Source organism: Flavobacterium sp. XN-5 (assembly GCF_008033395.2).
GTDB classification, from domain to species: Bacteria; Bacteroidota; Bacteroidia; order Flavobacteriales; family Flavobacteriaceae; genus Flavobacterium; species Flavobacterium hiemivividum.
In genome coordinates this window covers 325712-344092 of sequence record NZ_VOGZ02000001.1, presented here as the reverse complement: position 1 = coordinate 344092, position 18381 = coordinate 325712, and the positions used below count along the sequence as shown (strand labels likewise).

19 protein-coding genes are annotated in these 18381 nt (G+C 34.1%); 13 read left to right on the top strand and 6 right to left on the bottom strand.

Annotation, left to right across the window (positions count from 1 at the left end; all coding sequences use genetic code 11):
• Window positions 1-9: 9 nt before the first annotated feature.
• From FQU23_RS01510 to FQU23_RS01500, 3 genes are all read left to right on the top strand, one after another.
• Entirely contained in the window at window positions 10-2250 is a 2241-nt protein-coding gene (locus tag FQU23_RS01510; protein ID WP_147672290.1) for a M1 family metallopeptidase, read from the top strand.
• Window positions 2251-2359: 109 nt separating this feature from the next.
• Window positions 2360-2686: a twin-arginine translocase TatA/TatE family subunit gene (locus FQU23_RS01505; protein WP_147672289.1), complete on the top strand. Its 327-nt coding sequence runs from the start codon at window positions 2360-2362 to the stop codon at window positions 2684-2686.
• Complete coding sequence (locus tag FQU23_RS01500) at window positions 2686-3258, top strand: phosphatase PAP2 family protein (protein ID WP_147672288.1); 573 nt, start codon at window positions 2686-2688, stop codon at window positions 3256-3258. Before FQU23_RS01505 ends, FQU23_RS01500 begins: the two co-directional genes overlap by 1 nt.
• Before the next feature lie 184 nt (window positions 3259-3442).
• Here FQU23_RS01500 and FQU23_RS01495 read toward each other — a convergent pair whose 3' ends face one another.
• Window positions 3443-4084: an O-methyltransferase gene (locus tag FQU23_RS01495; protein ID WP_147672287.1), complete on the bottom strand. Its 642-nt coding sequence runs from the start codon at window positions 4082-4084 to the stop codon at window positions 3443-3445.
• 81 nt (window positions 4085-4165) lie between these two features.
• Here FQU23_RS01495 and rlmN point away from each other — a divergent pair, with 81 nt between their 5' ends.
• From rlmN to dnaG, 6 genes are all read left to right on the top strand, one after another.
• The gene (rlmN, locus tag FQU23_RS01490) at window positions 4166-5209 is read left to right on the top strand and encodes a 23S rRNA (adenine(2503)-C(2))-methyltransferase RlmN (protein ID WP_147672286.1); all 1044 of its coding nucleotides are present in this window, start codon (window positions 4166-4168) and stop codon (window positions 5207-5209) included.
• Window positions 5210-5424: 215 nt separating this feature from the next.
• On the top strand, window positions 5425-6402 hold the full coding sequence (locus FQU23_RS01485) for a polyprenyl synthetase family protein (RefSeq protein ID WP_147672285.1): 978 nt from the start codon (window positions 5425-5427) through the stop codon (window positions 6400-6402).
• A gap of 148 nt (window positions 6403-6550) precedes the next feature.
• Window positions 6551-7111: an RNA polymerase sigma factor gene (locus tag FQU23_RS01480; protein ID WP_147672284.1), complete on the top strand. Its 561-nt coding sequence runs from the start codon at window positions 6551-6553 to the stop codon at window positions 7109-7111.
• On the top strand, window positions 7098-7844 hold the full coding sequence (locus FQU23_RS01475) for a hypothetical protein (RefSeq protein WP_147672283.1): 747 nt from the start codon (window positions 7098-7100) through the stop codon (window positions 7842-7844). Before FQU23_RS01480 ends, FQU23_RS01475 begins: the two co-directional genes overlap by 14 nt.
• A 24-nt stretch (window positions 7845-7868) precedes the next feature.
• Entirely contained in the window at window positions 7869-9461 is a 1593-nt protein-coding gene (locus FQU23_RS01470; protein ID WP_147672282.1) for a hypothetical protein, read from the top strand.
• Between the two features lie 141 nt (window positions 9462-9602).
• The gene (dnaG, locus tag FQU23_RS01465) at window positions 9603-11570 is read left to right on the top strand and encodes a DNA primase (protein ID WP_147672281.1); all 1968 of its coding nucleotides are present in this window, start codon (window positions 9603-9605) and stop codon (window positions 11568-11570) included.
• On the opposite strand, the gene FQU23_RS01460 is transcribed toward dnaG, so the two are convergent.
• Window positions 11571-12200, bottom strand: coding sequence for a response regulator transcription factor (locus tag FQU23_RS01460; protein WP_132108463.1), 630 nt, complete (start codon window positions 12198-12200; stop codon window positions 11571-11573).
• A 90-nt stretch (window positions 12201-12290) separates the two neighbouring features.
• Window positions 12291-13091, bottom strand: coding sequence for an NAD(+) synthase (gene nadE, locus FQU23_RS01455; RefSeq protein ID WP_147672280.1), 801 nt, complete (start codon window positions 13089-13091; stop codon window positions 12291-12293).
• A 102-nt stretch (window positions 13092-13193) separates the two neighbouring features.
• Here nadE and gldB point away from each other — a divergent pair, with 102 nt between their 5' ends.
• Entirely contained in the window at window positions 13194-14150 is a 957-nt protein-coding gene (gldB, locus tag FQU23_RS01450) for a gliding motility lipoprotein GldB (protein WP_147672279.1), read from the top strand.
• Window positions 14150-14485 (top strand): gliding motility protein GldC, encoded by a 336-nt coding sequence (gene gldC / locus FQU23_RS01445; protein ID WP_147672278.1) that lies wholly within the window; start codon window positions 14150-14152, stop codon window positions 14483-14485. Before gldB ends, gldC begins: the two co-directional genes overlap by 1 nt.
• A 45-nt stretch (window positions 14486-14530) precedes the next feature.
• On the opposite strand, the gene FQU23_RS01440 is transcribed toward gldC, so the two are convergent.
• From FQU23_RS01440 to FQU23_RS01430, 3 genes are read right to left on the bottom strand one after another with little or no spacing between them, the layout of a single operon-like run.
• On the bottom strand, window positions 14531-15175 hold the full coding sequence (locus tag FQU23_RS01440; RefSeq protein WP_147672277.1) for a hypothetical protein: 645 nt from the start codon (window positions 15173-15175) through the stop codon (window positions 14531-14533).
• Window positions 15176-15205: 30 nt separating this feature from the next.
• The gene (gene yihA, locus FQU23_RS01435) at window positions 15206-15826 is read right to left on the bottom strand and encodes a ribosome biogenesis GTP-binding protein YihA/YsxC (protein WP_147672276.1); all 621 of its coding nucleotides are present in this window, start codon (window positions 15824-15826) and stop codon (window positions 15206-15208) included.
• A 37-nt stretch (window positions 15827-15863) separates the two neighbouring features.
• A complete protein-coding gene (locus FQU23_RS01430) occupies window positions 15864-16628 on the bottom strand; it encodes an alpha/beta fold hydrolase (protein ID WP_132108453.1) in 765 nt (254 codons plus the stop codon).
• 396 nt (window positions 16629-17024) lie between these two features.
• Here FQU23_RS01430 and FQU23_RS01425 point away from each other — a divergent pair, with 396 nt between their 5' ends.
• Complete coding sequence (locus FQU23_RS01425) at window positions 17025-17498, top strand: division/cell wall cluster transcriptional repressor MraZ (RefSeq protein ID WP_147672275.1); 474 nt, start codon at window positions 17025-17027, stop codon at window positions 17496-17498.
• A complete protein-coding gene (gene rsmH / locus FQU23_RS01420; protein ID WP_209282304.1) occupies window positions 17473-18381 on the top strand; it encodes a 16S rRNA (cytosine(1402)-N(4))-methyltransferase RsmH in 909 nt (302 codons plus the stop codon). The genes FQU23_RS01425 and rsmH overlap by 26 nt, the downstream gene beginning before the upstream one ends.

Here is an 18381-nt window from a genome sequence, read left to right as displayed (position 1 = left end):
ATTCTATCCATGAAAAAAATCACATTATTTTTTATTCTCCCAGCAATGTTGTTTGCTCAAGAGAAAGCGACAACGGTCTCTCCAAAACAATCAGGTAAGTACGATACGAACAAATTTAGTCAGATGTACGATTTATTAGCAACACCTAATATGTTTCGTAACGCTGCGGGAGCTCCAGGTCCAGCTTATTACCAGCAACAAGCAGATTATAAAATTAATATAGAGTTAGATGATAAAAACTCTAAATTAAGCGGTAATGAAACGATTACTTACTATAATAATTCACCGGATAATCTAGAATATTTATGGGTGCAGTTAGATCAGAATCAAGCTGCTAAAAATTCTCAATCTCCGTTAGTGGAAAGTGAAAGAATCACACAAACTTTTCCTGCTTCTGGATTTGTAGATAAATTTTTGAAGAAAGATTTAGAGCGCGGTTTTAATATTGAATATGTAAAGGATGCCAAAGGTGCTCCAATGAACTACACCATTAACCAAACTATGATGAGAATTGATTTGGCTTCTCCAATGAAACCAGGTACTTCGATGTCATTTTCAATCAAATGGTGGTACAATATTAATAATTACCAAAAAGAAGGAGGCCGTTCTGGCTATGAATTATTCGAAAAAGACGGAAATAAATTATATGTAATTGCGCAATTCTATCCTAGAATGGCAGTCTATAATGATGTTGAAGGTTGGCAAAACATGCAATTTTGGGGAAGTGGAGAATTTGCTTTGCCATTTGGAAATTTTGATGTCAACATAACTGTTCCTGCAGACCACGTTATGGAGGCGACTGGTGAATTAATGAATAGAAGCGAAGTGTTTACTGCAGCTCAAGTTAAGCGATATGAGTTAGCTGAGAAAACATTCGATAAGCCGGTTGTAATTGTTACGCAGGCAGAAGCAGAAGCAGCTGAAAAGGGCTTTTCTGACAAGAAAAAAACATGGAAATTCAGCGCTAAAAACGTGAGAGATTTCGGAATCGCTACTTCGAGAAAGTTTATTCTCGATGCAATGGCTGTACAGTTAGATTCTAAAACTTCAATGGCGATTTCGCTTTATCCAAAAGAAGCAAATCCACTTTGGGGAGAAACGTCAACAGCAATGGTGGCACACACATTAAAAAGTTATTCTAGAATGACCTTTGATTACCCTTATTCGAAAGCAGTATCGGTTTCTGCAGAAGATCAAGGAATGGAATATCCTATGATTTGCTGGAACTTCGGTCGTCCTGATGAAAATGGAAAAACAAGTGAGCAAATTAAAAACGGAATGATAGGCGTTGTGATCCATGAAGTAGGACACAACTTTTTTCCAATGATTGTGAATTCAGATGAACGTCAATGGACTTGGATGGATGAGGGTTTAAACTCTTTCTTAGAATATGTTGCTGAGGAAGAATTAGGAACTAATTTTCCTTCTAGACGAGGTCCTGCGAAGAATATTGTGCCGTATATGAGTGGTGATCAAAATTTCTTGGAGCCAATTATGTCAAATTCAGAAAATATAATCCAGTTTGGAAATAATGCATACGGAAAGCCTGCTACAGCTTTAAATATACTTAGAGAAACAATTATGGGTAGAGAATTGTTTGATCATGCCTTTAAGGTGTATTCAAACCGTTGGAAATTCAAGCATCCTACACCTGAAGACTTTTTTAGAACAATGGAAGACGCTTCTGGCGTTGATCTTGACTGGTTCTGGAGAGGTTGGTTTTACTCCACTGATTTTGTAGATATTGGAATTAAAGAGGTAAAGCAATATTACGTTTCTGAAACTCCTACAAAGGAACTGAAAGATTCGAAAGTAAGAAAAGGACGTTTTGGTACAGATAAAGGGCCGTATGTTTATTTAATTGCAGAGAATAGTACTGAGTTAAAATCAAGTCAAAAGAAAGGCTTGGAAATTGAAGATGTGAAATTACTGTCAGACTATGTGAGCACTTTAACTGCCGAAGAAAAAGGAAATCTTAAGTCTCCAAAGTATTTCTACGAAGTAGAATTCAATAAACCAGGCGGATTGCTAATGCCTATCCTTGTTGAGTTAACGTATGAGGATGGATCAATTGAAAACTTTAAATATCCAGCTCAAATTTGGAGAAAAAATAACGATACCGCTAAGAAGGTTTATGCTACTGAAAAAGCGATAAAAAAGATTCAGATAGACTCTAAGTTAGAAACAGCCGATATTGATGTTACTAATAATACTTGGCCAAAAACAGAGTTAAAATCTAAATTTGACTAAGAAATAGGTAAGAATAAAAAAGACTCAATTTTGAGTCTTTTTTTTGTGAAAAAATTAAAAGGCATGGATTCTAAATTTGGTATCTTTGCAGCAATTAAAATTAATAATTATGTTTGGCATAGGAGGAGGAGAGTTAGTTTTTATATTGTTTATTGTGCTAATGCTTTTTGGTTCAGATAAAGTACCAGAAATGGCGCGTGCTATGGGTAAAGCTATGGCGCAGTTAAAACATGCTACTAACGACATAAAAAGTGAAATTCAAAAAGGAGTGGAGGCTAACGGTCTTGATACTAAATCCTTGACAGATTTAACTGGTAGTTTTAATGCTCAGGTCGATAAGGTTAAGAATGACCTTATGGGTGATTCCATTACTCAGGCAAACAAGGTTAAGGAAGATATAGAAGACATTACGGGACCTGTAAAACGCAGTAAATAATGCTCGATAAAATCCTGACTCTTGACACTAAATTGCTTATTTTTTTAAACAGTTTGGGTTCAGAAACTTATGATGGTCTCTGGTTAATAATTACAAAACAAGCTTACTGGACCCCTTTTTTTCTTTTTCTGTTATATCTTGTCTATAAAAAATTAGGAGCAAGACAGACCCTGTATTTTGTTTTGGCTATAGCCGTTATGATTACTTTCACAGATCAAGTAACCAACTTGTTTAAAAACGGGTTTCAAAGATTACGCCCCTGCAGTAATTCGGAAATTAATTCCATTATACGAGTAGTGCAAAGCCGCACTTCTTTTAGTTTTTTCTCAGGTCATGCTTCAAATAGTATGGCAGCTGCAACCTTTATTTATTGCGTGATGCATCGTCATTACAAGTATATGTATTTCTTGTTTTTATGGCCGCTAATCTTCGCTTACAGTAGGATTTATTTAGGATTGCATTACCCAATCGATATTTTATGCGGGTTCTTATTCGGAATATTTTCGGGCTATTTAGTCTTTAAAATCTATCAAGCACTTCAAAAAAAAGTATTTTCCGTTATAGATCCTTAAGAAGCAATTCCAGCTTTACATTTCAATCTTATGAATGAAAATGGTTTTTTCAATAACAATGAAGGAGCTTCATTTAGTAGCTCTTTTTTGTTTAGAAAAAATTCATTTCCATTCACAAGGATATTTTTTTAATCTGGGCTAAAGCAGTAATTTGCGGAAGAAGGATGTTTTTTAGAATAAGAAATTATAATACTCTACTCACTGTCAAACCATCTCTGATAGGCAATAGCACAGTTTCGACCCTTGGATCATTTTTTAATAATTCATTATATTCTACTAATATTTTTGTACTCAGGTCGTTCGGGTGTAGTGGTTCTAATACTTTTCCGCTCCACAAAACATTGTCAGAAAGGATAATTCCTCCTTTGTTCATTTTTGGTAAAATAATGTTAAAATAATTGATGTAGTTTTCCTTATCAGCATCAATAAATACCAAATCAAATTTCATATCCAGTGTTGGGATAATATCTACTGCTTCACCTAAATGTTGGATGATTTGCTCTCCCCAAGGAGATTTGTCAAAATGTTTCCTTTGAAAATCTAACAGCTCTTCTTTAATGTCAATGGTATGAAGTGTTCCGCCGTCTTGCATTCCCTCGGACAAACACAAAGCGGAATAGCCTGTATAGGTGCCGATTTCAAGAATATTCACTGGGCGAATCAATTTTGCAAGCATGCTTAAAACGCGTCCTTGAAAATGTCCACTCAACATTCGAGGTAATAAAATCTTCTGATAAGTTTCTTTATTTAAAGCGGCTAATAGAGCGGGCTCTTTTTCAGAATGTTGCTCGATATAATCTTCTAACTCTTGGGAAATGAAGTGCATTTGTATTGGTTTTTTCAATTTGCTGCAAAGTTATTAAATTATCAAAACAACAAATCGAGAAATAGTCATTAAATTTGCAGCATGCAAATTGAGAAAAAAGACATACGAGCAGTATCTAAGGAATTATTACGTGAATTTTTTGTCACTCATGGTGACAAAGCTTTTCGTGGGAATCAAGTATATGAATGGTTGTGGAGCAAAGGCGCCCATAGTTTTGAGGACATGACTAATATTTCGAAGGAAACGCGTGCCATGTTAGAAAGTAACTTCGTTATCAACCACATAAAAGTGGATAAGATGCAACGTTCTGAAGACGGTACGGTAAAAAATGCAGTTCGTTTGCATGATGGTCTAGTGGTTGAATCTGTTTTAATTCCAACGAACACCAGAACAACAGCCTGTGTTTCTAGTCAAGTAGGTTGTAGTTTAGATTGTAATTTTTGTGCTACGGCACGATTAAAGAGAATGCGAAATTTAGAGCCGGCTGAAATTTACGATCAGGTCTTGGCTATCGATAAGGAGAGCCGTTTGTATTACAATCATCCTCTATCAAATATTGTTTTCATGGGAATGGGTGAGCCGCTCATGAATTATAATAATGTGATGAAAGCAATCGAAATGATCACTTCGACTGAAGGTTTAGGGATGTCTCCAAAAAGAATTATGGTTTCCACATCTGGAGTGCCAAAGATGATAAAGAAATTAGCTGATGATGATGTAAAAATCAAACTAGCGGTTTCGCTGCATTCAGCAATAGACGAGATTCGAGCTAAAATAATGCCTTTTAGTAAAAATTTTCCTTTGGCTGATTTAAGAGAATCATTAGAATATTGGTATAGAAAAACCAAAAGCAAAATTTCCTACGAATATGTAGTGTGGAAAGACATCAATGATAATAAAGAATCTATTGATGCATTGGTGAAATTTTGTAAATATGTTCCTTGCAAAGTGAATCTTATAGAATACAACCCAATTGATGACGGCGAATTCCAGCAAGCATCTGAAGAAGCTACAAATGCGTACATAAAGGCGCTAGAAGCGAGCGGAATTGTAGTTAAAGTACGCAGAAGTAGAGGAAAAGATATTGATGCCGCTTGCGGACAATTAGCAAATAAAGAAGGGTAGTTTTTTTAATGGATCGAATAAATTACTAATTACTCCATATACAAACAGGGTTGGCTTTATTTAAGTCAACCCTGTTTTATTTAATAGTATGTTTGACCTATTCAATTGCTTGAAAATAATTTATTGGGCTAACGGGCAATTATTTTTCTTAATGTCGTGCTAAAAGTAATTTTAAGACTAATTATTTTACTAAAAGATGTAACTTTGAATCCTAAATGAATGTTACCTCACAAATAAAACAGCCGATACTTAAAGAAATGGAACTTTTCGAAAAAAAGTTCTACGAATCGATGACTTCGCAAGTGGCTTTGTTGAACAGAATCACTTATTATATAGTGAATCGAAAAGGGAAGCAAATGCGTCCCATGTTCGTTTTCCTGACTGCTAAAATGGTTTCAGCAGGAACGGTGAACGAGCGAACGTATCGCGGTGCTTGTGTTATCGAACTAATTCATACGGCAACTTTGGTTCATGATGATGTAGTAGACGACAGTAATCGCCGAAGAGGTTTTTTCTCCATCAATGCCCTTTGGAAGAATAAAATTGCAGTTCTTGTTGGGGATTATTTGCTCTCCAAAGGCTTGTTGCTTTCCATCGATAACGATGATTTTGATTTATTGAAAATAATTTCGATTGCTGTTCGGGAAATGAGTGAAGGGGAATTACTCCAAATCGAAAAAGCCAGAAGACTCGATATCACTGAAGATGTTTATTACGAAATCATTCGAAAAAAGACAGCAACACTTATCGCTGCCTGTTGCGCTCTCGGTGCAAAATCAGTGATTGAGGACGAAGTTCAGGTAGAAAACATGAGGAAGTTTGGTGAACTAATCGGTATGGCATTCCAAATTAAAGATGATTTGTTTGATTACACCGAGGATGCTATTGGGAAACCAACAGGTATCGATATCAAAGAACAAAAAATGACTTTACCGCTAATCCATGTTTTAAATACTTGTACTTCTAAAGAGAAATCTTGGGTTATCAATTCGATAAAAAACCATAATAAGGACAAAAAGCGCGTTAAAGAAGTGATTGCCTTTGTGAAAAACAACAACGGCTTAATTTATGCCGAAAATAAAATGGTTGAATTTCAGCAAGAAGCGCTTTTGCTTTTGGATAATTACCCTGATTCAGAGTTTAAAGATGCGCTGATTTTGATGGTGAATTATGTAATTGAAAGAAAAAAATAATTTTTTTTAAAATATTTTTTTCTCGTTAACTACCAGTCTTATTGACTTTTTTGTTTTTTTAATTTTAAAATCAAAATTTTTTCTATTTAAGATGCAACCTTTTTGCATCGTCAATCGTCTATACTTATAGAAACACTTTATAAAAATTTTGAAAGTAATCAACTTACATCAGGAGGAAAATGAATTAATTCAGTTGGCTGTCGAAAACAATCGGCAGGCACAACAGCAGATTTATACTCAGTTTTCTCCAAAAATGTTAAGCGTTTGCCGCCAATACATAAAAGACATTCATCAGGCCGAAGATATCATGATTACTGCTTTTATGAAAGTGTTTACGAATCTGAAGAATTTTCAGCACAAAGGAAGTTTCGAAGGTTGGATTAGAAGAATTATGGTCAATGAATGTATTTCTTTTATCCGAGTTGAAAAAAAGCTAAAGTATAGTGAAGATGAAACCTATTTTGAAGAAAGTTTCAATAATATCGAAAGCCAATTTTCAATAGACGATATCCAATTTTTGATTGATAGTTTACCGGATGGGTATAAAATGGTTTTCAATTTATATGCTATCGAAGGATTTAAACATCATGAAATTGCCAGTATGTTAGGGATTAATGAAGGAACATCAAAATCGCAATTATCACATGCCAGGAAAATGCTGCAAGCACAGATTAATACGTTAAAAAATTACAGTTATGGAACCGAGTAAATTAGAAACACAGTTCAAAGAGCTATTAAATTCTAGGGAAATCAAACCGTCAGAAATGGCTTGGAGCAAATTGGATGCAATGCTTACGGCTGCTGACGCGGGCAATAGCGAACAGGCGAAGCAACAACCAAAAGCTAAATTCCCTTGGATGTTTATAGCGGCAAGTTTTGTTGGGTTTTTATTGTTAGGGACCGTTTTTTTTAATGGATTTGGCACTGTAAAAATAGATCCAACTACTCCCATAGTTCTAGAAGAAAAAACAGATAGAAATAATTTAGAAGAGCCAGAAATAATCAATGAAGGTATTTTGCCTAGCCAAGTAAAAAAAACAACAGTAGAGACGCATAAAGTTGTCGCTGATAATAATAATCCAAAAAAGCAGCCAAAGCAACTTAATAACAAAGAGGATGAGGCTTTAATCGTCAATCTGTCAAAAGAGAATGAGGCTGTAGTTAATTCTTCTGAAAACAAGAATTACCAATCAATAAGTGTAAATAAATATATTTCAGCAGAAAAATTATTAGCAGAAGTTACGAATACTAAATTTGAATCAAAAGCTACTGATAAAGCAATTGAAAAAACTAGAACAGCTATTTCAGTAAATCCAAACAGTTTATTGGCAAATGCTGAAACAGAATTAAATCAATCATTTAGAGAATCTGCATTGAATAAATTCAACAAGAATTTTAATGCTATAAAAACAGTTTTAGTTAATAGAAATTACGAAGAATAAATCATCAATCAAAAAACGAAAATCATGCAAAAAATTATTTTAATCACAACAATTGTGTTGCTTTCCTTACTAAGTAAGGTAAACGCTCAAGGAGTAGACGCTATAAAAAACAGTTCAGACTGGCATTATAGGGGTTCAAAAGCAGAAAATTATGAAATGGGATTAGATGCAGGGGCTGAAAAAAACAACCAGACGGTTTACAAAATTAATTCGATTCAAAGTAAAACGAATGGTTTTGGTACTATAATGAAAACCATACAACCGGATGCATTTTTAGGAAAAACAGTCAAAATGACTGCGTATGTAAAAAATGAAAATGTAAAGTCATGGGCAGGGTTATGGATGCGAGTAGATTATTATACTGCAGCAGTGTTAGCTTTTGATAATATGCAAAGAAGACCCATCAAAGGAACTAAGGATTGGACTAAATATGAGGTGGTTTTATATGTTTCAACTGAGGCAACAGCTATTTCGTATGGTGTTTTATTAAATGAAACTGGGCAAATTTTGTTTAAGGATGTAGTAATAGAAATAGTTGATGACTCCCTTGAAGAAACTGGACAAAATAAAGGAAGAGACCATAAAGCAATTTCCTTTGAAACCAAAGCCAAAGCTATTAGCAACGAAATTAAAGCCATTACAGATAATGAAAAAAATGCCCTAAAAGCGGCTGTGGAATTAATAGACAATGACTTAGAAAAAGGGGTTGTCACTAAGGAGCAAGCAAGTGACCTTAAAATGCAAAAAGCAAAAATTCATGCTGCAGCTATCGAGACAAAAGTGAGTGTTGAGCAAGCAAAGTTAAATCAATTGGTGCAAGATAAAGTTGATGGAAAAGTAGCAGATGAAAAGGATCATAGAAGCGGAGGTCGAACAATTATTCTAGGTAACAATCCAAATTCAATTGGTTCTCAAACTGAAATTAATATCACCTCCATGAAGGTGTATAATGGCCAAGAAGATAAGGAAGAGCGCCAATCCAAAAGAACCACTTCACAATTGGTATTAGCTACTGGATTGAACAATGTATTGACTGATGGCTCTGTTCAAAAATCAGATTTTAGGTATTTAGGCTCTCATTTTTATGAATGGGGAGTAACTTATAACAGCCGAATTTTCAAAAATGATAATTTATTGCATGCAAAATATGGGCTTTCGGTAACCTATAATAATTTGCGTGCGACAGATAATAGGTTTTTTGCAGTAAAAGGAAATCAAACAAATCTAGAAGTGAATGCATTGCAGCAAGATGATTCTCGTTTCAAGAATGTAAATTTAGTATTTCCAGTGCACTTAGAATTTGACTTCACAAAATCCAAAGAAAGAGATGGGAAGACCTATTTTAAAACACACGATAGTTTCCGTGTTGGTTTAGGAGGATACGTTGGTACAAATCTAAAATCGAAGCAATATATCAATTATGATGTTGATGGTTATAAGTCCAGACAGATTACTAAAGGGGATTTTAATGTTGATAATTTTATATATGGCTTAAGTACTTACGTAGGATATAAAGCTACCAGTTTGTACTTGAAATATGATTTAAATCCTTTATTTAAAGACAATGCAGTAAAGCAAAACAACGTTTCTTTAGGATTGCGTTTCGATTTTAATTAATAGTTTCTTTTGAATTAGTTTATACGGTAAAAGCGCTTTGAAATAGGCGTTTTTTTTCTTGTGATAATTCGGGATAAATGATGAAAAGCGTGATGTATAAACTTTGCAACTTTGTATCTTTGTGGCTTTCCCATTAAAAAAATGATTACAAAAGCGACTATAGATACTGTTTTCGAAACTGCTCGTGTTGAGGAGGTTATTGGTGATTTTGTCCAATTAAAGAGAGCTGGAAGTAATTTTAAAGGACTGAGTCCATTCTCTGATGAGCGTTCCCCCTCTTTTATGGTGTCGCCAGCGAAAGGGATTTGGAAAGATTTTAGTTCTGGAAAAGGCGGAAATTCGGTTGCTTTCATAATGGAACACGAACATTTTACTTATCCTGAGGCCATTCGGTACTTAGCAAAGAAATACAATATAGAAATAGAGGAAACGGAACAGTCAAATGAAGAAAAAGCCCATGCCGATGTTCGCGAAAGCATGTATTTGGTTTCTGAATTTGCGAAAACCTATTTTCACAAAACTCTGCTAAATTCCGAAGAAGGAAAAGCAATTGGTCTTTCTTATTTTAAAGAGCGAGGTTTTACTAATGATACCATCGAAAAATTTAGCCTTGGTTATTCTCCAGATACTTGGGATGCTTTTACAAAAGAAGCACTTGGAAAAGGCTATAAATTAGAATTCCTGGAAAGTACAGGATTAACAATTCCAAGAGAAGACAGGCCTTTTGACCGTTTCAAAAGTCGCGTGATGTTTCCAATACAAAGTATGTCAGGGAGAGTACTTGGTTTTGGAGGGAGAATACTCACTAATGATAAAAAAGCGGCTAAATATTTAAACTCACCAGAGAGCGAAATTTACCATAAGAGCAAGGTGTTGTATGGGATTTATCAAGCAAAACAATCTATCGCCAAGCTCGACAATTGCTTTTTAGTAGAAGGTTATACTGATGTTATCCAATTTAATCAAGCCGGAATTGAGAATGTAGTTTCGTCTTCTGGGACAGCATTAACGCCAGACCAAATACGATTAGTAAATCGACTTACAAAAAACATAACTGTACTTTTTGACGGTGATGCCGCGGGATTGCGAGCTTCGATTCGAGGAATTGATTTAATTTTGGAAGAAGGAATGAATGTGAAGATCTGTACTTTTCCTGATGGAGAAGACCCGGACAGCTTTGCTAAGAAAACGTCCCACGATGATTTGGTAACTTATCTCGAAGACAATGCAAAAGACTTTATTCAGTTTAAAGCTTCGCTTTTAATGAACGAAGCAAAGAATGATCCCATAAAAAAAGCCGATTTGATTCGGGATATGGTTGTTAGTATTTCTAAGATTCCGGATAGAATTCAACGCGAAATATACATACAGGAATGTTCTCGAATTATGGATATTTCAGAGCAGGTTTTGGTGAGTACTTTGGCACAGTTAGTTCAGAAAGACACTGCTGAGGTAGGTAAAAAGCAAAAGCAAGAATACAAAGCATTAGAAGTTATAAAAAATGAAATCCCTGCCGATGCGGAGAAAGTGGATATTCTTTACCGCTTAGAACGAAAAATAATAGAGATATTACTTTTATATGGCGATAAAACAGAAGAATTTGAAGATGTACTTTTAAGATCGAATGGTGAAGGCGAAATTGAGCATGTGATTGAAAAAAAGGAATACAAAGTATTTCACAGGATCTATCTGAGTTTGCAGGAAGATGAGGTAGAACTCGCAAATCCTTTATTTCGTGATATTTTTAATGATTTGATCAATTATTATCTTCAACATGATGGCTTCAGTCTAGAGCAATACTTGATGCGTTTGCAGCCTGAGTTTGCTCAAGAGGTTACTGATATTTTAATGGAAGATGAAAGGCTGGTGATGCACAACTGGGAAGGACAGAATATTTTTCCTAAATATAAAAAGGATACAATAAGCCAAAACGTTTCAGAGACGATTTTAACCCTACGCTGGTATTTAGTAGGTAAAATTATTGAAGAAATAAAAAGCTCCATAACATCTGAATCAGATAATACGGAGCCAATGACTATGATTAGAGACTATCTTGGTTTAACCGCTGCCTTTTCGAAAAAATTAGGAAGAGTTATGTCTCGTTTTTAATTATACTATTTCTAGTTTTTTTGCTTTGTTTACTAAATCTACTAAATTAGTAACATTCAATTTAGTTAATAAACGCAATTTGTAAGTACTTATCGTTTTCTCGTTAAGACCTAGTATTTCAGCAATTTCGTGATTTTTTTTACCACCGCTTAAATAACGCAATACTTCCACCTCGCGATTGGAAAGTTTGCGATACAAACGTTCACTTTTGCTTTGTTTTGCGATTAAGGCAAGATTTTTCTTCACGGTTTCATTCATGATTATCTTTCCTTGGTTCACTTTTATTATTGACTGGCCCAAAGTTTCCAGTTTTTCTTTTTTATGAACAAATCCTGAGACTCCTGCTTTAATAGCGTTTGGCGCATAAATCTGTTCAGAAAGACCACTGAATATGATGATCTTTGTTTTTGGGAAATTTTTCAAAATTGATTTGACTTCAAAAATACTGGCAAGACCTTCTAATTCTAAGTCCAATATTAAAACATCAATATCTTTAGTTTGGAGTATATCGCGAATCATTAAAAAATTACCAACATTGGCAACTAATGATATTTCAGCATGATCTTTAAAATAAGATTTCACTCCAAAATGTACTACCGGGTAGTTATCTGCTAGACAAACTTTAATCATGATTTTTAGTTTTTAGAGTTTTTTGTCACAATTCATTGTTAAATATAAAGGAAATTAACTATTAATTCTAATTTTTCGGATAAAAGGTAATTAATCCCGATTAACTAAACAAACAGGTATTTCTTTCATTTTGTGTTGATTAATTTTGTTTAGGCGTTTGTATATTTCAAACACCTTTTTTTCTCTTTCAGAGAATTCTTCAATTGATTTTCCTGATTGATCATGAAGCATTGCCCACTCTAATTCATCGTAACTGGCACCTAATTGTGCTTCATCTGTTTTGTCATCACCAAACAATCCATCAGATGGAGCTGCGTTTAAAATGGAATCTGGAACTTCTAGATACGCCGCTAATAAAAATACTTCTGATTTCATTAAATCGGCAATGGGACTAAGGTCGACACCGCCATCTCCATATTTTGTAAAAAAACCAACGCCAAAGTCTTCTACTTTATTTCCTGTTCCAGCCACTAAGAGTCCGTGAACACCAGCAAAATAATACAAAGTTGTCATTCGTAAGCGTGCTCGCGTGTTTGCAAGAGTAAGATTGAGCTTGTTTTGTTCAAAATCAGTCGGAACTTCTTTTTTTAATGTTTCGAAAACGGATGTTAGATCCGCAAGGGATTCTGAAACATTAGGAAATCGGCTTTTCAATTGTTTAATATGTTCACGACCACGACTCACATGGCTTTCGTGTTGGTGTATTGGCATTTCTACACATAAAACCTTTAGCCCCGTTTGTGCGCATAAAGTGGAAGTTACTGCCGAATCTACTCCGCCAGAAATTCCAACGACAAACCCATTTACTTTTGCATTTTCAGCATAGTTTTTTAACCAATTAACAATCTGGATGTTTACTTTCTCCACCTGAAGCGTATTTTTTTTAATCATAATAGTTTACGTATTCAACAGTAGGAATGTATATTTGCAAAATCAAATTCGGAAGAATTTTGATTTGATTGATTTTTCCGATGCAAATCTAATTAAAAAAAAATGAAAATATTTATATATAGTATTTTTCTATGTTGCTTTTTTTTATCCTGTGGTAAAAAAGATAAAGCAGAAGCAGCTATAAATGACACCCCTATGAAATTAGAGGTAGAGCGTTTTGATAAAGTTTTTTTCGAAACTGAGCCAAAAGATCTGTATAAAATAAAAAAGGAATTTCCATTTTTTTTTCCTCCTGGAAATGAAGATGCGGTTTGGTTAAATAAAATGCAGGATCCACTTTGGAGGGAATTATATACTGAGGTACAAAAGAAATACGAAAATTTTGATGAAGTCAAAAATAATCTTGAAGTGCTTTTTAAACGTGTGAAGTATTATTTTCCAGAGACGAAGACTCCCAAAGTAATTACGGTAATTTCGGAAATGGATTATAATAACAAGGCGATTTATGCGGATAGTATTGTAATTATTTCGCTTGAGATGTATTTAGGGAGAGAGCATCGATTTTATCAGTTCCCTAAGTATATAAAACAAAATTTTGAAGAAAGCCAAATTATACCTGACGTTGTATCGAGCTTTTACCAGCGAAAAGTGGCGCCAGATACAGATAAATATTTTTTGTCTAAAATGATTGCTGCAGGAAAAGAATTGTACTTTAAAGATGTGTTACTGCCCGATTATAGTGATGCTGATAAGATGGGGTATACGGAGGAACAGCTAGGATGGAGTGCCGAAAACGAGAGTTATATTTGGCGTTATTTTATTGAAAAAGAAATGCTTTACAGTGATGATCAAAAACTAATTCCACGCTTTATAAGTCCGGCTCCCTTTTCTAAATTTTATTTAGAAATAGACAATGAATCTCCTGGACGAGTAGGAGCTTGGATGGGATGGCAAATTGTTCGCTCTTATATGAAAAACAATGAAGTATCTTTGCAACAATTATTAGATATAAGTGCGAAAGAAATATTCGAAAAATCAAAATACAAACCTAAGAAGTAATGTCAGATAAAAACAGATCGGAAATAAAATTCCTAGTAGAATTAGATGAAAACCGTGTTCCAGAAAAATTATTATGGTCCGCTCAAGACGGTGGAGTAGAACTTGAGGAGGCAAAGGCAATTATGTTGTCTATTTGGGATAGTAAAGCCAAAGAAAGTATGCGAATTGATTTATGGACCAAAGATATGCCAGTTGACGAAATGAAAATTTTCTTTCATCAAACCCTAGTGGCGATGTCAGATACTTTTCACCGTGCCACAGGTGATGAGAAAATGGCAGATACCATGAAGGATTTTTGCGAATATTTTGCTGAAAAACTAGAATTGAAGAAGTAAGAGTAGTTTTTAAAAAAAGGAGCTATAATTAATAAGCTCCTTTTTTTAGTTTGTAATAGATTTTTTTTCTAAATCTTTTAATATTTTTTTTAAAGAGCCCATCATTAATTTATTCGAGCTTCTGTGAAAAGAAATATTATCAATCAATTTATTAGATTTTTTAGTTTCCCAAACTGATTTTTCTTTTGTTGCGGATTCAGTGCCAATGGCTCTTTGTGAATAAATAATTTCTTGAAGATTTAAATTATATATTTCTAAGCTAACTTCACTTTGGTTTTTACCTCTTGAATTTTCATCTTCATATAATCCTAAAGTGCTAAGTTCGTCTTTATTTTTTTTAGAAGATATATTGATGAAAAAATCAAAACCTGTTCCTATTTTTAATTCTTTGAGTTTTTGTTTACTAGGATTTAATGGTATTTGATAGGGAATCAATAAGCCGCTGGTATTCTCTCTGTAGTAATAACGATCATTTAAATTTTTTTTAAAGAAAACAATCGCCTCCTCATTGAGTTTTTCGATATTAGTGCCAGGACAATCTAATTGGTTTAAAAGCCATCTGCCTTTTGTAAAGTCAACTCCTGTTTTATAATTGTTGTTGGTTAAAATGTACGTATTGCTTTTGCAAGAAATAAAAACTACTAAAATAATTACTGTTTTAATGAAGAAATAAATGGTTTTTTTATGCATATTTTGTTTTTCTCTTGATTTAAAACACTTCTAAAACTGACTATTATTCTTAAAAACCTCTTGATTTACTTCATCAATATAGCTTAGTAATTCTTCTTTTCCGGTAGATTCAGTCGCAGAGGTAACAAAATAGTGCGGCATTTCGGCCCAGTTGTTAGCGAACATATTCTTTTTGTAGGCAGCGATATGAGAGTCGATTTTTACTTTGCTTATTTTATCAGCTTTTGTAAAAATAATACAAAACGGAATTTCGCTTTCGCCCATATAGGACATAAATTCAATGTCTATAGTCTGCGCTTCATGACGAATATCGATTAAGACAAAAGCACAAACTAGTTGCTCTCTTGTTTCAAAATAGTCTGTAATAAACTGCTGAAAAACTGATTTTGTCTTTTTGGATACTTTAGCATAACCATATCCTGGTAAATCAACTAAGAACCAGTTATTGTTTATTAAGAAATGATTGATTAGCTGGGTTTTTCCCGGTCTTCCAGATGTTTTAGCTAATTTTTTTTGGTTGGTCAACATATTGATTAATGAGGACTTTCCAACGTTAGACCTGCCTATAAAAGCATATTCTGGCAAACGGTCTTTTGGACATTTGCTCACATCGGAGTTGCTAATTACAAATTCGGCGGTATTGATTTTCATATTTTTTTGTGTAAAATCTCTTGTTATTTAGAGATGCTTATAGATTGGATTTTGTTAGCCACTCTTCAAGCACGCGATTGAACTCTTCTGGTTGTTCCATCATTGCTGCGTGACCACACTTATCAATCCAATATAAAGAGGAGTTGGGTAATAATTTATTAAATTCTTCAGCTACATCCGGAGGTGTAACTTTGTCGTTTTTTCCCCAGATAATACAAGTTCTCACATGCATCTTTGGAAGATCTTTTGCCATATTATGACGAATTGCACTTTTAGCAATAGTTAATGTTTTGATTAGTTTTATTCTATCGTTAACGGTTGCATAAACTTCTTCAATCAATTCTGGTGTAGCAATTGCGGGATCATAGAATACGTCCTCTGCTTTTTTCTTAATATATTCGTAATCGCCTCTTTTGGGATAACTATCACCCATGGCACTTTCATACAATCCTGAACTTCCTGTGATTACAAGTCCTGCCACTTTTTCAGGATACATTTTTGTATGATATAAAGCGATGTGACCTCCTAGTGAATTTCCTAGTAAGATTACTCTATCAAAACCCTTAAAAGTGATAAAATCCTTTACATATTTAGCAAAGCTTTTTACGTTTGTTTTTAAAATATTTTGAGTATAAATAGGTAAATCTGGAATAACAATTTTGTATCCTTTTTCAGAAAAATGTCTGGCTACAGCATCAAAATTACTTAATCCTCCCATTAGCCCGTGTAAGATTACAAGCGGCGTTCCTTCTCCAGCTTCATAATAGCTGTATTTACCTTCTTTTTTATAGTTTTTTTCCATTTTGTTGAATACGGATTTCCAATTTTCACAAATATATGATTTAATAAATAAAAATGAATTTTTGAAAACGATTTTTAAACATATTAGGCCATTTTAATTGCATTTATTTATCACGAGCTGTGTTTTGTGCAAAATCACTTTATTTTAAAGGTGTTTTCTGTTAATAATAAATTAACGCAGTAGTTAAAATCCTAATAATAATTGGGTGAGAATTTCTATAGTTTGAGAATTCTTATAGGTATCTTATAAAGCAGCTAACACCTTGACAGTCTGAATGTCTCATTACTACGGGGTTTTGCTTCCTAGTGGTTAAACTTATTAACAAAGTGGGAGATAGTGGTAGATAGTGGTATTATTTTTCATATTTTTGCTCTATAATCATCTAAAGCTATTCTTTTGAATACAATTGTTGGAACATATGAATGTAAGGTCGATGCTAAAGGAAGGCTGCTGTTGCCAGCGCCTTTGAAAAAGCAATTGGCTGCTTCTCTTCAAAGCGGATTCGTTTTGAAGCGTTCTGTTTTTCAACCTTGTTTAGAGTTGTATCCAATGGAAGAATGGGATTTAATGATGGCTAAAATCAATAAGCTAAACCGATTTGTGAAGAAGAATAATGATTTTATTAGAAGATTCACGGCGGGTGTAAAAATAGTAGAAATAGATTCTTTAGGAAGGTTATTAGTCCCTAAAGATTTGGTGGCTTTTGGAAGTATTTCTAAAGAGGTAGTCTTTTCTTCCGCTGTTAATATAGTTGAGATTTGGGATAAAGATCTTTACGAAAAATCGATAAGTGGTGAAGACTTAGATTTTGCTGATTTGGCAGAAGAGGTAATGGGAAATTTAAATGACGACGACAATGGAATATCATAATCCGGTTTTACTACATGCATCAGTAGATGGTTTAAATATTAAGCCTGATGGTGTTTATGTAGATGTAACCTTCGGTGGAGGAGGACATTCAAAAGAGATATTAAGCAGATTGGGACCTGAAGGAAAACTTTTTGCTTTCGATCAGGATGAAGATGCTTTGGCAAACGCCTTGCAAGATGAGCGATTTACGCTTATCAATGAGAACTTTAGATTTATCAAGCGCTTCTTACGTTTTTATGGATTGAAAAGTGTAGACGGTATTTTGGCTGATTTGGGAGTTTCTTCGCATCAATTTGATGTTGCTGAAAGAGGATTTTCTACTCGCTTTGATGCTGGATTAGACATGAGAATGAGTCAGAAAAACGACTTAAATGCATACAAGATTGTTAATGAGTATGATGAGGCTGATTTAAAACGGGTGTTTTTAGAATACGGAGAATTGAAAAACGCTCCAGTTTTAGCGCGAACGATTGTTGAAGCTAGAGAAATACAGCTTATTAAGACTACCGACGAATTAAAAGAAGTTTTGGCAAAATATTTACCAGACAGAGTAAGGAATAAAATACTAGCTCAGATCTATCAAGCTATTCGAATTGAAGTAAATCAAGAAATGGATGTTTTAAAGGAATTTTTAGAACAATCATTAGAGGTACTAAAGCCAGAAGGGCGATTAAGTGTGATCTCGTATCATTCTCTAGAAGACAGATTAGTAAAGCGATTCATGAAAAACGGAATGTTTGAAGGAGAGCCTGAGCGTGACTTTTTTGGAAATTTCTCGGTTCCATTTAAGACCGTTGGTAAGCTAATAGTTCCTGACAAAGAAGAAATTAAGTTAAATAATAGAGCCCGAAGTGCTAAATTAAGAATAGCTGAAAAGAAATAA

What these genes read in the sequence shown, in the direction of transcription:
- rsmH (WP_209282304.1), top strand. Translation starts at nt 17,473, where the DNA reads ATGACGACGACAATGGAATATCATAATCCGGTTTTACTACATGCATCA.
- nadE (WP_147672280.1), bottom strand. Translation starts at nt 13,091, where the DNA reads ATGATTAAAAAAAATACGCTTCAGGTGGAGAAAGTAAACATCCAGATT.
- yihA (WP_147672276.1), bottom strand. Translation starts at nt 15,826, where the DNA reads ATGAAAATCAATACCGCCGAATTTGTAATTAGCAACTCCGATGTGAGC.
- FQU23_RS01440 (WP_147672277.1), bottom strand. Translation starts at nt 15,175, where the DNA reads ATGCATAAAAAAACCATTTATTTCTTCATTAAAACAGTAATTATTTTA.
- FQU23_RS01485 (WP_147672285.1), top strand. Translation starts at nt 5,425, where the DNA reads ATGAATGTTACCTCACAAATAAAACAGCCGATACTTAAAGAAATGGAA.
- FQU23_RS01510 (WP_147672290.1), top strand. Translation starts at nt 10, where the DNA reads ATGAAAAAAATCACATTATTTTTTATTCTCCCAGCAATGTTGTTTGCT.
- FQU23_RS01505 (WP_147672289.1), top strand. Translation starts at nt 2,360, where the DNA reads ATGTTTGGCATAGGAGGAGGAGAGTTAGTTTTTATATTGTTTATTGTG.
- gldC (WP_147672278.1), top strand. Translation starts at nt 14,150, where the DNA reads ATGTCAGATAAAAACAGATCGGAAATAAAATTCCTAGTAGAATTAGAT.
- rlmN (WP_147672286.1), top strand. Translation starts at nt 4,166, where the DNA reads ATGCAAATTGAGAAAAAAGACATACGAGCAGTATCTAAGGAATTATTA.
- FQU23_RS01460 (WP_132108463.1), bottom strand. Translation starts at nt 12,200, where the DNA reads ATGATTAAAGTTTGTCTAGCAGATAACTACCCGGTAGTACATTTTGGA.
- FQU23_RS01500 (WP_147672288.1), top strand. Translation starts at nt 2,686, where the DNA reads ATGCTCGATAAAATCCTGACTCTTGACACTAAATTGCTTATTTTTTTA.
- FQU23_RS01475 (WP_147672283.1), top strand. Translation starts at nt 7,098, where the DNA reads ATGGAACCGAGTAAATTAGAAACACAGTTCAAAGAGCTATTAAATTCT.
- FQU23_RS01430 (WP_132108453.1), bottom strand. Translation starts at nt 16,628, where the DNA reads ATGGAAAAAAACTATAAAAAAGAAGGTAAATACAGCTATTATGAAGCT.
- gldB (WP_147672279.1), top strand. Translation starts at nt 13,194, where the DNA reads ATGAAAATATTTATATATAGTATTTTTCTATGTTGCTTTTTTTTATCC.
- FQU23_RS01495 (WP_147672287.1), bottom strand. Translation starts at nt 4,084, where the DNA reads ATGCACTTCATTTCCCAAGAGTTAGAAGATTATATCGAGCAACATTCT.
- FQU23_RS01470 (WP_147672282.1), top strand. Translation starts at nt 7,869, where the DNA reads ATGCAAAAAATTATTTTAATCACAACAATTGTGTTGCTTTCCTTACTA.
- dnaG (WP_147672281.1), top strand. Translation starts at nt 9,603, where the DNA reads ATGATTACAAAAGCGACTATAGATACTGTTTTCGAAACTGCTCGTGTT.